At 41.9% G+C, this 13,556-nt stretch carries 14 protein-coding genes; 5 read left to right on the top strand and 9 right to left on the bottom strand.

Annotation, left to right across the window (positions count from 1 at the left end):
• Positions 1 to 55: 55 nt before the first annotated feature.
• Together tsf and rpsB are read right to left on the bottom strand one after the other, a co-directional pair.
• On the bottom strand, positions 56 to 907 hold the full coding sequence (gene tsf, locus AB4160_RS08930) for a translation elongation factor Ts (protein WP_372004263.1): 852 nt from the start codon (positions 905 to 907) through the stop codon (positions 56 to 58).
• Between the two features lie 115 nt (positions 908 to 1,022).
• Positions 1,023 to 1,751, bottom strand: coding sequence for a 30S ribosomal protein S2 (gene rpsB, locus AB4160_RS08925; protein ID WP_076542905.1), 729 nt, complete (start codon positions 1,749 to 1,751; stop codon positions 1,023 to 1,025).
• Between the two features lie 330 nt (positions 1,752 to 2,081).
• Here rpsB and map point away from each other — a divergent pair, with 330 nt between their 5' ends.
• The 3 genes from map to dapD are packed head-to-tail and all read left to right on the top strand — an operon-like array spanning position 2,082 to position 6,318.
• Entirely contained in the window at positions 2,082 to 2,873 is a 792-nt protein-coding gene (gene map, locus AB4160_RS08920; RefSeq protein WP_076542906.1) for a type I methionyl aminopeptidase, read from the top strand.
• 22 nt (positions 2,874 to 2,895) lie between these two features.
• Positions 2,896 to 5,475: a bifunctional uridylyltransferase/uridylyl-removing protein GlnD gene (gene glnD, locus AB4160_RS08915; RefSeq protein WP_372004261.1), complete on the top strand. Its 2,580-nt coding sequence runs from the start codon at positions 2,896 to 2,898 to the stop codon at positions 5,473 to 5,475.
• 18 nt (positions 5,476 to 5,493) lie between these two features.
• Positions 5,494 to 6,318 (top strand): 2,3,4,5-tetrahydropyridine-2,6-dicarboxylate N-succinyltransferase, encoded by an 825-nt coding sequence (gene dapD, locus AB4160_RS08910; RefSeq protein WP_076542908.1) that lies wholly within the window; start codon positions 5,494 to 5,496, stop codon positions 6,316 to 6,318.
• A 79-nt stretch (positions 6,319 to 6,397) separates the two neighbouring features.
• Here dapD and AB4160_RS08905 read toward each other — a convergent pair whose 3' ends face one another.
• From AB4160_RS08905 to AB4160_RS08885, 5 genes are all read right to left on the bottom strand, one after another.
• Positions 6,398 to 6,895, bottom strand: a complete 498-nt coding sequence (locus AB4160_RS08905) for a GNAT family N-acetyltransferase (RefSeq protein WP_372004259.1) — start codon at positions 6,893 to 6,895, stop codon at positions 6,398 to 6,400.
• Positions 6,896 to 7,021: 126 nt separating this feature from the next.
• Positions 7,022 to 7,597, bottom strand: a complete 576-nt coding sequence (locus tag AB4160_RS08900) for a CBS domain-containing protein (RefSeq protein ID WP_102439654.1) — start codon at positions 7,595 to 7,597, stop codon at positions 7,022 to 7,024.
• Between the two features lie 268 nt (positions 7,598 to 7,865).
• Positions 7,866 to 8,402: a YaeQ family protein gene (locus AB4160_RS08895; RefSeq protein ID WP_102439655.1), complete on the bottom strand. Its 537-nt coding sequence runs from the start codon at positions 8,400 to 8,402 to the stop codon at positions 7,866 to 7,868.
• A gap of 129 nt (positions 8,403 to 8,531) precedes the next feature.
• On the bottom strand, positions 8,532 to 9,458 hold the full coding sequence (locus AB4160_RS08890; RefSeq protein ID WP_372004256.1) for a bifunctional precorrin-2 dehydrogenase/sirohydrochlorin ferrochelatase: 927 nt from the start codon (positions 9,456 to 9,458) through the stop codon (positions 8,532 to 8,534).
• A 125-nt stretch (positions 9,459 to 9,583) separates the two neighbouring features.
• Positions 9,584 to 9,901 (bottom strand): DUF2007 domain-containing protein, encoded by a 318-nt coding sequence (locus tag AB4160_RS08885; RefSeq protein ID WP_102439657.1) that lies wholly within the window; start codon positions 9,899 to 9,901, stop codon positions 9,584 to 9,586.
• A gap of 129 nt (positions 9,902 to 10,030) precedes the next feature.
• On the opposite strand from AB4160_RS08885, the gene AB4160_RS08880 reads away from it, so the two are divergent.
• Together AB4160_RS08880 and AB4160_RS08875 are read left to right on the top strand one after the other, a co-directional pair.
• Positions 10,031 to 10,429, top strand: a complete 399-nt coding sequence (locus tag AB4160_RS08880) for a DUF3224 domain-containing protein (protein WP_102439658.1) — start codon at positions 10,031 to 10,033, stop codon at positions 10,427 to 10,429.
• Positions 10,426 to 10,677, top strand: a complete 252-nt coding sequence (locus AB4160_RS08875) for a hypothetical protein (RefSeq protein WP_102476179.1) — start codon at positions 10,426 to 10,428, stop codon at positions 10,675 to 10,677. Before AB4160_RS08880 ends, AB4160_RS08875 begins: the two co-directional genes overlap by 4 nt.
• 67 nt (positions 10,678 to 10,744) lie before the next feature.
• On the opposite strand, the gene secF is transcribed toward AB4160_RS08875, so the two are convergent.
• Positions 10,745 to 11,692 carry a protein translocase subunit SecF gene (secF, locus tag AB4160_RS08870; RefSeq protein ID WP_076542916.1) on the bottom strand — a complete coding sequence of 316 codons (948 nt, stop codon included), beginning with the start codon at positions 11,690 to 11,692 and terminating at the stop codon, positions 10,745 to 10,747.
• A gap of 10 nt (positions 11,693 to 11,702) precedes the next feature.
• Complete coding sequence (gene secD / locus AB4160_RS08865; protein ID WP_102439660.1) at positions 11,703 to 13,556, bottom strand: protein translocase subunit SecD; 1,854 nt, start codon at positions 13,554 to 13,556, stop codon at positions 11,703 to 11,705.

Genomic DNA, 13,556 nt, shown 5'->3' with positions numbered 1-13,556 from the left:
ATTATAACAAAACCGCAGCGGTTGCTGCGGCTTTAGGGTATGAAGAGATGTTGAATTACGCTTTTTTAGTAGCGGCGATTTGTGCAGCAACTTCTGCAGCGAAATCTTCTTCTTTCTTCTCGATACCTTCACCCACTTCTAAACGAATGAAGTTAGATACTGTTGCGCCTTTCTCTTTAAGAATATCGCCAACAGTTTTCTTAGGCTCCATGATGTAAGCTTGACCAGTAAGAGAGATCTCACCAGTAAACTTCTTCATACGGCCAATAACCATCTTCTCAGCGATTTCTTGAGGCTTACCTTCGTTCATCGCGATTTCTACTTGAAGCGCTTGCTCACGAGCAACAACATCAGCAGGTACGTCAGTTGGATTAACGAATTCAGGCTTAGAAGCAGCAACATGCATTGCGATGTGCTTAAGTGTTTCAGCGTCAGCTTCACCCGTTACAACAACACCGATACGGTCGCCGTGACGGTAAGTCGCTTGAGTAGCGCCATCGATGTACTCGATACGACGAACGTTGATGTTTTCACCGATTTTAGCTACTAAAGCAACACGAGTTTCTTCAAACTGTGCTTTTAGGTCTTCGATTGTTACTTTAGATGCAGCAGCAACTTCAAGTACTTCGTTAGCAAATGCTAAGAAGTTACCGTCTTTAGCAACGAAATCTGTTTGGCAGTTAACTTCTAATAATGCTGTGTAGCCTTCAGCTTGCTTGATTAGAATTGTACCTTCAGCAGCAATGTTACCTGCTTTTTTAGCAGCTTTTGCAGCACCGCTCTTACGCATGTTATCAATCGCTAGCTCGATATCACCGTTAGTTTCAGTCAATGCTTTTTTACAGTCCATCATGCCAGCGCCAGTGCGGTCACGAAGTTCTTTAACTTGGGCAGCAGTAATTGCCATTGTTAAGTCCTCAAATTTGATTCGTTTAATATTTCATCTATAAAACAGGGGCCTAAAGGCCCCTGTTCACCAATTAATTATTGGCAAATAAGGGAGATGGTAACCATCAACCTTATTAAACAGTTTCTACGAAACCGTCTTGCTCAGCTTGAACAGCTAAATCTTGACCACGGCCTGAGTTAGCAGCTGCAGCAACAGAAGAAGTGTACAAACGGATAGAACGCATAGCATCATCGTTACCAGGAACGATGTAGTTAACGCCATCTGGAGCAGAGTTAGTATCAACAACAGCAACAACTGGGATACCTAAGTTGTTAGCTTCTTTAATAGCGATATGCTCGTGGTCAGCACCGATAACGAATAATACGTCAGGTAAGCCGCCCATGTTTTTGATACCACCAAGAGATTTTTCTAACTTCTCTAGCTCGCGAGTACGCATTAACGCTTCTTTCTTAGTAAGCTTGTCGAAAGTACCGTCAACAGACTGGCTTTCTAGCTCTTTAAGACGTTTGATTGACTGACGAACAGTTTTCCAGTTAGTCAACATACCGCCTAACCAGCGGTGATCAACGTAGTACTGGTCACAAGAGATTGCAGCTTCTTTGATAGCTTCGCCAGCAGCGCGCTTAGTACCAACAAAAAGAACTTTACCTTTCTTAGAAGCAACATTGCTAATGAAAGCTAAAGCTTCGTTGAACATTGGTACAGTGTGCTCAAGGTTGATGATATGAACACCATTACGTGCACCGAAGATGAAAGGTTTCATCTTAGGATTCCAGTAACGAGTTTGGTGACCGAAGTGAACACCAGCTTGAAGCATGTCGCGCATTGAAACAGTAGTCATTTTATATACCTTAATTTGGGGGGTTAGACCTCCACGGATCCCATACCTTCGACCCTTGCCTAAAATAGACTAAGAGCACCCCGAAGAATGTGTCGATACGTGTGTGATTTAGTATTTAGTTAAATTGCCATCTATAACATGTATAATGGCCGCCATATTTTACTCTTAGTGAAGCAATAAGTGAAGAAAGCTTTGATGCTTAGTTCACTTTTATGTTTCGTTAAGACTTATACATAACGGCGCGCTTTATATCATAACTGGGTAAAAAGTACAAATTTTGCCACATTTTAAATGCGCTTTTTTGACAGCGACAACGGTAAGAGAAAATTCATGAGCATAGTTATCAAGACAGCAGAACAAATCGAAAAAATGCGTGTAGCAGGTAAATTAGCCGCTGACGTGTTAGAAATGATAGCCCCACATGTAAAAGTGGGAGTAACGACAGATGAGTTGAATGAAATCTGTGCTAAATACACTGAAGAACATGGAGCTATCTCTGCACCGCTGAACTATCACGGCTTTCCAAAATCAATCTGTACTTCGGTAAATGAAGTCGTGTGTCATGGTATTCCTGGCCCTTACATATTAAAAGACGGTGACGTGCTCAATATCGATATCACAGTGATCAAAGATGGCTTTCATGGCGACACCTCTAAAATGTTTTTAATTGGTGATGTTAGCCCTAAAGACAAACGTCTAGTTCGTATTGCTCAAGAAAGCCTTTATTTAGCCATTAAGAAAGTCAAGCCGGGTGCTAAGTTAGGTGAAATTGGCACTGCTATCGAAAAGTTCATTAAAGCCAGTAAATCTGGTTTAGACAAATACTCAATCGTGCAAGATTATTGTGGTCACGGCATCGGTGAAGGCTTTCACGAAGAGCCACAAGTGGTCCATTATAAAAACAACGACAAAACGGTTTTAAAAGAAGGCATGTGTTTCACAATCGAGCCAATGATTAATGCTGGACGCTACACAACGGTTTTAGATAAAGAAGATAACTGGACAGTGACCACTTCAGATGGTAAAAAATCAGCACAATGGGAACACACATTGCTAGTGACTAAAACCGGAGTCGAAGTACTCACACTACGTAATGAAGAAGAATTCCCAAGAACGCTTTAATTTTTAGGTAAAAAGGACGTCAATGAACACTGCGCTGGTAGCTAAAAACACCCTAGTCGATCTAAACCAGCGCTTATTGGCGCAATTTGCTCAAAAGCAGCCAATAACTGAACTCGTCAAAGAGCGATGTGTATTTGTTGATGAGCTATTAAAACAAGCTTGGCAATCGTTTTATACTAATGATCAGACGATTGCGCTCATTGCGGTGGGTGGATACGGCCGCGGTGAATTACACCCCCACTCTGATATTGATTTACTGATCCTGACCCAAACCGAAGCCAAGAACCTGCAAGCCCAAGAGCTTATCAGCCAATTTATCACTTACCTTTGGGATTCTGGCTTAGAGATCGGTCACAGTGTGCGCACCATTGAGCAAACCCTTGAGCTTGGCCTTAGCGATATCAGCACTGCTACTAACCTGCTTGAAGCTAGATTGTTATCAGGTGACGAAAGCTTATTTGATCAATTATATGACGCGATTCGTGAACATGATTTTTGGCCTTCTGACACATTCTTTCTTGCAAAAAAACAAGAACAGCAATATCGACATGCTAAAGCCAATGCCTTTGATTTAGAACCCAATATCAAGTCATGTCCCGGTGGCTTACGCGATATTCAAACTATAGCATGGGTGGCTATGCGCCACTTTGACGCCGCGTCATTACAAGAATTAGTCGGCTACGACTTTCTTGAGCCCATTGAATTAACCGAGTTACTGGAATGTCAGGATTTTCTCTGGCAACTGCGTTTTTCACTGCACATGATTGCTGGCAGAGATGAAAATAGGCTGCTGTTTGACTTACAAAGACAAGTTGCCGCAGCAATGGGTTATGAGGATGGGACTCAGCTCGCGGTCGAGCAAATGATGAAACGCTATTACCGCACAGTAAGACGGGTAATGGAATTAAATGAGATGTTGCTGCAGTTATTTAAGCGTGCAACCTTGCATCAAACTGCGCCGTTAACCATTCAGCCAATCAATGAAAACTATCAGCGCCGTGGTCACTTCATTGAAGTGCTCGATAATCAACTGTTTGAGCAACAACCTGAACAAATTATTAATTTATTTTTGTTAGTGGCCAAAAATTCTAATATCCAACGCATTTATGCCCCAACGCTGCGGCTTTTACGTAAAGCACGACGTGGCCTTAAGGGGCCACTACAAGATAACCCAGAGTGCAGAAAATGCTTAATGAGTATTTTAAAGCACCCTCGTGGCATAACAGCTTTATCCTTGATGCATAAACACGGCATATTATCTTCATACTTACCCGCATGGCGTAACATCGAAGGTCAAATGCAGTTTGATTTATTTCATGCGTACACGGTTGATGAGCACACTCACCGCTTACTGCTCAACATTGACCGCTTTTCGCAAACTGAGCAGATAGATGAATTCCCCTTAGGCGCGATTTTAATTAATCAGTTGCCTAAAAAAGGCTTATTAGTTTTAGGCGCTATATTCCATGACATTGCTAAAGGACGAGGCGGCGATCATAGTAAGTTAGGCTCTAAAGACGCGCTGGATTTTTGTAAGCTTCATGGATTAAACGATCATGACGGCCGTTTAGTGGCTTGGTTGGTTGAAAACCATTTAGTGATGTCAGTCACCGCACAGCGCCGTGATATTTCAGATCCTGATGTGGTGGCCGTTTTTGCAGATAGAGTCCAAGATGCGGTGCATTTAAGTTATTTATATTGCTTAACTGTGGCCGATATTTGCGCGACAAACCACAAAGCATGGAATAATTGGAAAGGCTCGTTACTGCGGGATTTATATTTTTCAACTCAGCGCGTGTTAGCCAGAGGCAAAGAAAAGCCCATTGATGTGGCTGAGCGAGTCCAAGAAACCAAACAAAAAGCGCAAAAAGAGCTGCTACGACGTGGCGTAAAACAAAAAAATATTGATGCGTTATGGCTAAGGTTTAAAGACGATTACTTTTTACGTCATCAACCTAATCAGGTTTCATGGCATACAGAAGCCTTGTTGAAACACGACAAGCAAAAACCATTGGTGCTTATTTCAAAGCATACAACCCGTGGTGGCAGCGAGCTGTTTGTTTACGCCAAAGATAAACCCAAGTTATTTGCCACTGTTATGGCGGTGTTAGACAATAAAAACATTAATGTTCATGATGCTAACGTTATGACATCAAATGATGATTACGCCTTAGATACATTCGTTATCCTAGAGCAAGATGGCAAACCAATCAGCCAGCTTTCCCGCATTCAGTCGATTAAAAAGTCACTTGAGAAGGCGTTAGCAGCACAAAAAGCTAAACCGTCAAAATTTAGAAAGCTGTCACGGATCATGAAACCTTTTAATGTTCGTACCCAAGTAAGTTTCCTACCTGGGACTAACCATGATACAAGTATGATGGAATTAATCGCATTAGACTTCCCGGGCTTATTAGCCAGCGTCGGAGAAGTGCTGCATCGCTGCGATATCACCTTATTATCAGCTAAAATAACCACCATTGGAGAGCGCGCCGAAGATTTCTTTATCTTACAAAATAATGCCGGCAGCGAGCTCAATGAAACGCAACAAGCGCAACTATCTGAAGCCCTCTTAGGAGAGCTTTCAACACCTTTACCACAATAAACTAATCGGGAGAAAGTAATGGAGGCATTACGCCAACGCATAGAAGCTGCATTTGAGGCTCGTCAGGACATCACACCTAGCACGGTAGAGCCAAGTGTTCGTGCAGATATCGAAACTGTTATTAGCATGCTAGACAAAGGTCAGGCTCGCGTAGCAGAAAAGATTGATGGCGAATGGCATGTACACCAGTGGTTAAAGAAAGCGGTACTGCTTTCTTTCCGTATCTTTGATAATCAAGTTATCGACGGTGGTGATACCAAGTACTTTGATAAAGTGCCGCAGAAGTTTGCTGACTACACAGCTGAACGTTTCAAAGAAGAAGCAATTCGTGTTGTACCACCTGCAACGGTTCGTAAAGGCTCATTTATAGGTAAAAATACCGTATTAATGCCTTCTTATGTCAACCTAGGGGCATTCGTTGACGAAGGTACTATGGTCGATACATGGGCGACTGTGGGTTCTTGTGCACAAATTGGTAAGAACGTACATTTATCTGGCGGTGTGGGCATTGGTGGCGTTCTAGAGCCACTACAAGCAGGTCCTACTATCATTGAAGATAACTGTTTCATTGGCGCGCGCAGCGAAATCGTTGAAGGCGTAGTTGTTGAAGAAGGCAGTGTTATTTCAATGGGCGTATACATAGGCCAAAGCACACGTATTTTTGACCGTGAAACAGGTGAAGTACATTACGGGCGTGTACCTGCAGGCTCTGTTGTTGTTTCTGGTAACTTACCTTCTAAGTGCGGCACTTACAGCTTATATGCTGCTATTATCGTTAAAAAGGTTGATGCGAAAACGCGCGGAAAAGTGGGTATTAACGAATTACTGCGTATCGTAGATTAATCGTTAGTCACCCAATTAAAAGGGCTTCTATTGAAGCCCTTTTTAATGGGTAAAATCTGCCAACTGATGATTAATTAGCTCATTTAATGATTAACTTTTCCATTGGTATACAAGCAAGTTCAAGGCCTCTTGGGGAATGGTAAATTGAATGCTTGTCACCTTTAAAACCACAAGCGCGATAAAAATCAGCTGCATTTAAAGAAGCATCCAATATTAATTTTTTACAGCCTGCTTCAATTGCGACGGTTTCGAGTTGTTGTAACATCGCCCTGCCGACACCTAGACCAAAAGTACTGGGGTGCACAAACATCCCATCGACCATGCCAGTAGCAACAGCGAGACTTTTGCCGGCATCATGGTTAACGTCAATCATGCTAACACCTACCACTGCATCATTGACCACAGCAACATAGCCATGCTCCGAAAATGCATCGACAAATGTTATTGGCAGCTCACCATCCGTCCAAGCTACCAGCATTGCGTCATCATAATGCCCTTTGCATTGGCTTAGTATTGCTTGGTTTCGAATATCAAATGCCACTGTGGCATCATGGCGCTGTGCTTTTCTGATCTGCATCCTTGCTCCGTGTAAATATCATGCTTAATCATTACACATTATTGTTTTACTGATATAAAAACAACACATCAAGCTTGATAAATTGACCTTGATTAATTGACCTTGATTAATCGACGTTGAGTGCGGTTAACTCGCGGCTTTCAGTTTTTCGACATTATCGGCAATCTCCATAAAGCTGGGATTTAAATTCACATCAATGGGGAGTTTTAAGGTTCGCACAATATCATTAGCCGAAATTAAGCCACGAATAACGTGGGCTCGCTCGTCAACCACTAAGCAGTGCTGATGCTGGGAATGCTTCAGCGTTTCAATGACATCAATAATTCGCGCTTTAACCAGTTCCACATAATCAATGGCTTTTAGCTTATTTTTTGGCAACATAAAGTCACTCAATAAAAGTTGATCTCGCGAAAAACCTGCGGCGACCTGCTTAAGCATTTCTTGGCTATGAAGCATTTGTAAACTCACCAGCCCCATAAAATGCCCTTGTTGATCAATGACAATTTTTAACCTGACATGGGATTGTTTCATTAAATGTTCAACGTCTACCGCAGCGGTATTCATTTCAATTACAAAAGGTTTTAGCTGGCTAAAATCAGTAAACACCGCAGCGGCGGCTGAATAAATATTGATATGCTCAGACACTTCAGGGCGGGCAAGCTCATCGACTTTGTCAACTGAATATAAATTTAGTGTTTTCATTAAAAACTTCCTTTTTTGACAAAACAACCGATATTTCTGGGTGTTATCGAGTCTAATTGAGGGAAGTTATCAAGCTTATTACAATTAAAGCTTCTAAATTATAATCACTTGCAATGACTTCATAGTTTAATTTGCCACTATCAGGTTTTGGCATAGGCAAACTTGATAGTGGTATACGACGGCTTAATTTAGACAGGTTAACCTGTAAATTATAGTGCAAAATGTATAATTTAAAGGTTTAAAACAATTATAAGCTCTTTGGTTGACCTTACTTTAAACGCTCAGGTTGAACCATCAGGCTATTGGCTTCATCAGACAACCAAATTTCGCCATCAGTAATACTCACCTGCAATTTCATGTTGCGGTTAACAAACACTTCCATTGCTGCAACACTTTCTTCAGCTATATTAAATACACTTAAGTTTTTATAGCGTTGCAGTGCTTGTTCATTTTGCTTCCACCAAATAGGCACACTGCGACCACTGTAGGTGATTAACTGAACCTGCTTTGACCGACCACAAGCTTTACGCAGCCACTTCTCATCAGCTTGGCCAAATTCAATCCATAAATTGATTTCATCAGATAAGCTTTTTTCCCATAGCTCAGGTTCATCTTCAACACAAAGCCCTTTGCTAAATTGCAGCGAGTCCGACGCATTCATAATAAACGCTAAAATTCTCACCATCATGCGGCTATCCGTTTCTGAAGGATGCTGGGCAATGGTAAGTTGATGATCGGCATAGTAATGTCTATCCATATCAGCGATTTGAATTGTTGCTTTATAGACGGTAGCTTTAGGCGCCATGGGAGTTCCATACAAATAAAAAAACCGAGTCTAACCTGTTTAGCACAAGTATGAAACTCGGTTTAGAATATGTTTTTAGCTCAGTCAATTTACCATTAAGCTAGGCAGTAAATATCCCCACAAAAATGACTATAAAGCCCCAGGTTGAAGATGCTTCGCCATGGGGAAATGTGCTTTAAATTTTTTTAACTTTTCAGTGTCTAGCAACAATAGCATGCGCTCGCCATGGTGATATTTTGCTGCAATTTCACTGAGATTAAGGACAGCTTCGCGGCTAGCATCACGTCTTATAAGTTCATTAATATCGGTACTAACGCCATTTTCAGTCAGCGGACTGTCCCGATAAATTACTTCAATTTTCTGCAATAATGGCATAGCGGCAATAGGCAATAAGGCCGCGTTATCGTTTTCATCTAACAATAATATTTCGCCATCGGCAGCTAAACTGCTAAATGCATCTTGATAATGAGCTTCTGTCACACTATCAAAACGATCACTGTTTAGTTTAAAGAATCGCTCCCAAAATAAACGTCTATCTTTACCAGAACTGATTTTTTGCTGCACTTCAGTGCGCTTTGACGCAACAAAATCAAATAGAGGGCTCAATGACTGGGGCAATAGCGTTTCAAGTCGGGAACGAATAGTGCGAGCAAACACTGGCGCGGCGCCAGCGGTACTGATGGCAACGACTAAGCGACCTCTGTCGACGATGGAAGGTGTTATAAAGCGGCAAAAACTGGGATTATCAACCACATTGACCCAAATGCCTTTTTGGGTGGCTAAAACGGCATAGTCTTTATTGAGTTGTTCATTGGCTGTGGCCATGTAGATCACATCATAATCAGCAATATCAGCTGCTTCAATAACGCGCCTATGTAATCGAATTCGCCCTTTTTGATGATAGCTTTGAATTTCTTGAGCGATATCCGGGGCAATAACAGTAATGTCAGCTTCGGTGCGTGACAGCAAATCAAGCTTTCTAGTGGCCACTTCTCCGGCACCAACAACTAGTACCTGTAAATTTTTGGTATCCACAAATAATGGAAAATACTGCATCGATCACTCGCAAAATAATTAAGATAATCAACTATAACCAGTTAATAGTGCCATTGTCATCGTCTTATTTAGTATCAATAATAATGATTCAATCTTAAGACTTTTACAGCGGTAAAAGGTCAATGTTAGTTGTGGGTGGTACTTTGTGGCGAGCTGCATTGCCAGCACAGTTCAAAACTGCCTTCATTCATCTCATGACATTGAAGGCATTGCCATTGCGGACAGTCCATATTATGAGACTCTAACAGCGTTTTAGCTTGCTCGAGTTGATTCTGACAAACCCATATATCCACAGTTTGCATTTCAGTGGGTAACTCACCAACACCACCGAGTAAAGCTTCACCGGTCAATTCTACCAATATGCCATTTGTTTCAAGCAGCCCTTTCCAAGTATGCGCTTGGAGTAAATTACCGCCCGTTAAGAGTACTTTTCTATTGTCCATTATTATTCCTACTGCATTGCTCTGATGGCAAATTTTTAATCATCGTACTTGTAAATGGTTCTTGCTGTCGAGCATTGATTAAACTTTATACTCATTATATGCTCTTGATAGCCTTTAAAGGAGAATCATATGAATCTGCAAATATCCGGTGTATTTCAAATTACAAATTGGGATGAAGCCACAGATATAGAACACCCTGATGGTGCTAAGCAAACCTCAGCAAGTATTAGCCAAATGTACTCAGGCGATCTTGAAGGTGTCAGCCAGCCCAAATATATCATGTGTTATACCGCAGATGGCAAAGCAGTGTTTTGTGGTTTTGAAAACGTGGAAGTCAGCATTAATGGCAAGTCCGGCAGCTTTGTATTGCAACACAATGGTAAGTTTGAAAGTGGTGTCGCCAGCAGTGACTTCATTATCGTGCCAAATTCTGGCCAAGGCGAGTTGATTAACATTGCTGGTAAAGGCGCATTTACTTCTGGTGAAAAAGGCCAAGCTGAGTACCAAATGGAATTAAGCCAAATATGATGGGGTTTTCTATTAGCCGCTTACACTCTTCGGTTGGCATAATTAAAGCTACTGGGCAGTGGGATGCTGACACTATTTCAGGCACTAAATTTACTCAGTTAGAACAAATGTCCACTGATGGCTGGGTTGCATTGGATATTCATCACCCGACTAACAGCCAGTTCATTGCATCCATTAAAGCTGAAGTTTATAGGCACTTGTTATCCCAGCAAGTTATCCCTGCAAGCAGCTTAAACATCAGTAATTAAATTTAAGAAATACATTCCAATAATAAAGCCACTCGATTGAGTGGCTTTTTTGTGTTGCGGCTTAAGATTAAGGCATCATTGAAGGTTGATCAGCACCTTCTTTCTCAATCTCAACTGGCATCATATGCTCGCGACAAATACCCAATTTAATGGCTAAGTAACTTGCCACGTAAATAGATGAGTAAGTACCAACAAAAATACCACACAGTAGCGCCGTTGCGAAACCATGGATCATGCTACCGCCCTTAAGGAATAGCGCAATCACCACCACTAAGGTAGTACCTGTAGTAATAATAGTACGGCTCATTGTCTGCGTGATAGACGTATTAACCACTTCATCAGGACCGCCTTTACGCATCTTCAAGAAGTTCTCGCGGATACGGTCATAGACTACGATGGTATCGTTCAACGAGTAACCCACTACCGTAAGCAAACCTGCTAATACCGTTAAATCAAACTCTAATTGTAAAATAGAGAAAATGCCTAAGGTGACGATGACATCGTGAGCAAGTGCGGCAACAGAGCCCATTGCTAAACGCCATTCGAAGCGGAATGATACGTAAATGAGAATACAAATTAACGCCACAATCACGGCTAAGCCGCCTTGCTCTGCTAACTCTTTCCCCACTTGAGGGCCAACAAATTCAACACGCTTTTGAATAACGTTGGCATCAATAACTTGAGCACCGTGCACAATCGCAGCGACTTGATCATCACTTTTTAGATCATCACGAACAGGTAAACGTACTAAGATATCTCGGCTTGAACCGAAATTTTGCACTACTGCTCCGTCAGCGCCATCAGTACTGTATTCAGCACGTAGCTCTAATAAGTCTACTGGTTTTGAAAACTCTAACTCAACAACCGTACCACCAGTAAAATCAAGACCCCAGTTGATGCCTTTTGTGCCTAATGACACAAAAGAAGCCACCACCAAAATCATTGATAAAACACTGATTGGCATTGCATGTTTTAGAAAGTTGATCGTTTTCTTTACTGAAAATATTTGTAACATGGTCAACTCCTTAAATTGATAGTTTCTTAACGCGTTTACCACCCCACATGAGATTCACGATAACGCGCGTTCCCACGATAGAAGTAAACATTGACGTTGCAATACCAATCATCAGAGTAATTGCGAAACCTTTAACCGCGCCCGTACCCACAGCAAATAAAATTAATGCCGTCATAAAGGTGGTAATGTTTGCATCAGCAATGGTTGAAAATGCATTGGCGTAACCTTCATGAATCGCTTGTTGAACACTGCGTCCAGCAAGTAACTCTTCACGGATACGTTCGTAAATCAGCACGTTACCATCTACTGCCATACCAACGGTCAATACCATACCGGCAATACCAGGCAGGGTTAATACGGCACCTGGGATCATTGACATCACGCCAACAACCATCACTAAGTTAGCGGTAAGTGCTAAGTTTGCGATAACACCAAATGCACGGTAATAGATAAGCATAAAGACTAAAACAACTGCCAAGCCCCAAATCATTGCTTGGATACCATTTTCAACATTTTGTGCACCAAGGCTTGGACCAATAGTACGTTCTTCTACAATCGTCACTGGCGCAATAAGCGCACCTGCACGAAGTAATAACGCTAAGCTTTGTGCTTCAGAATGATCAAGACCGTTAATAACGAAATTTCGGCCTAGACGAGCTTGAATGGTAGCAACTGAAATAACTTCTTCAATTTTAGTCATTTTCACTGAGCCATCAGGATTGCGAATACCGCTATCCTTATACTCAATAAATAAAGTCGCCATTGGGTTACCAATGTTGTCTTTAGTGACGTTAGAGAAGATGTTGCCACCTTTAGCATCTAAGTTAATCGATACTTGTGGGCGACTATATTCATCAAAAGAAGGTTGGGCACCGGTAATATGATCACCAGTTAACATCACTTCTTTTTTCAGCACCGCAATGCCACCTGAACGACGAGGAAATACCTCTGAGGTCGCAGGTACGCGGCCATTTGCTGCTGCGCTTTGATCAGTGTTTTGATCAACCATGCGAAATTCAATTGATGCTGTAGCACCTAAAATTTCTTTTGCACGCGCAGTGTCTTGTACACCTGGCAGTTCAACAATAATACGTTCAGCGCCTTGACGCTGTACTACCGGCTCAGCAACACCCAGTTCGTTAACACGATTACGAATAGTCGTCATGTTTTGCTGTAGTGCTTCTTCCTTAATTTGACTAAGGTAGCTATCACTCATGGTGGCATACAGGGCAAAGTTTTCACCGCTGCTACCATCATTAAATACCATTTCATTATTATTGCGAGACTTTAAGAAGCGTTCTGCTTTGGCTAAGTTTTCAGCATCACGGAATTTAATCTCAAGGCCTTTTGCAGTTTTACGAACACCTGCGTAACGAATTTTCTCTTCACGCAATTGGCTTCTAAAATCAGCAATTTTGGCTTCTTCCATCTTACGAATGGCTTCGCCCATATCCACTTCCATTAAGAAGTGAACACCGCCGCGTAAATCCAAACCAAACTTCATTGGTGATCCACCAAGGGCTTCAAGCCACTCAGGTGTCGCCGGCGCTAGGTTTAATGCAACGGTATATTTATCACCTAATGAATCAGCAATGGCTTCTTTAGCAAGCAATTGCTGCTCAGAATTTTGAACACGGACAAGTAATTGCCCATCTTCGAGCTCAGAGCGCTTTACCGCAATGCCTTTACTTTCAAGTAATCCGTTTACTGTCGATAGAGTTGAAGTTGTCACTTCTGCACCACGAGTCGCTACGACTTGTACTGCATGATCCTCACCAAATAGGTTTGGAGTTGCGTAAAAAGCACCAATGGCGATGACTAGCATCACCATGATGTTCTTCCACATTGGGTATTTATTTAACAC

The sequence above is a fragment of the Shewanella sp. 10N.286.51.B8 genome (assembly GCF_041469325.1).
In the GTDB taxonomy this organism is placed as follows: Bacteria; Pseudomonadota; Gammaproteobacteria; order Enterobacterales; family Shewanellaceae; genus Shewanella.
The sequence above is the reverse complement of the archived record's forward strand: the minus strand, read 5'-3'. Positions and strand labels throughout refer to the sequence as shown.

What these genes read in the sequence shown, in the direction of transcription:
- AB4160_RS08900 (WP_102439654.1), bottom strand. Translation starts at nt 7,597, where the DNA reads ATGAAAACACTAAATTTATATTCAGTTGACAAAGTCGATGAGCTTGCC.
- rpsB (WP_076542905.1), bottom strand. Translation starts at nt 1,751, where the DNA reads ATGACTACTGTTTCAATGCGCGACATGCTTCAAGCTGGTGTTCACTTC.
- tsf (WP_372004263.1), bottom strand. Translation starts at nt 907, where the DNA reads ATGGCAATTACTGCTGCCCAAGTTAAAGAACTTCGTGACCGCACTGGC.
- AB4160_RS08880 (WP_102439658.1), top strand. Translation starts at nt 10,031, where the DNA reads ATGAATCTGCAAATATCCGGTGTATTTCAAATTACAAATTGGGATGAA.
- AB4160_RS08905 (WP_372004259.1), bottom strand. Translation starts at nt 6,895, where the DNA reads ATGCAGATCAGAAAAGCACAGCGCCATGATGCCACAGTGGCATTTGAT.
- AB4160_RS08875 (WP_102476179.1), top strand. Translation starts at nt 10,426, where the DNA reads ATGATGGGGTTTTCTATTAGCCGCTTACACTCTTCGGTTGGCATAATT.
- glnD (WP_372004261.1), top strand. Translation starts at nt 2,896, where the DNA reads ATGAACACTGCGCTGGTAGCTAAAAACACCCTAGTCGATCTAAACCAG.
- secF (WP_076542916.1), bottom strand. Translation starts at nt 11,692, where the DNA reads ATGTTACAAATATTTTCAGTAAAGAAAACGATCAACTTTCTAAAACAT.
- map (WP_076542906.1), top strand. Translation starts at nt 2,082, where the DNA reads ATGAGCATAGTTATCAAGACAGCAGAACAAATCGAAAAAATGCGTGTA.
- AB4160_RS08895 (WP_102439655.1), bottom strand. Translation starts at nt 8,402, where the DNA reads ATGGCGCCTAAAGCTACCGTCTATAAAGCAACAATTCAAATCGCTGAT.
- dapD (WP_076542908.1), top strand. Translation starts at nt 5,494, where the DNA reads ATGGAGGCATTACGCCAACGCATAGAAGCTGCATTTGAGGCTCGTCAG.
- AB4160_RS08885 (WP_102439657.1), bottom strand. Translation starts at nt 9,901, where the DNA reads ATGGACAATAGAAAAGTACTCTTAACGGGCGGTAATTTACTCCAAGCG.
- AB4160_RS08890 (WP_372004256.1), bottom strand. Translation starts at nt 9,458, where the DNA reads ATGCAGTATTTTCCATTATTTGTGGATACCAAAAATTTACAGGTACTA.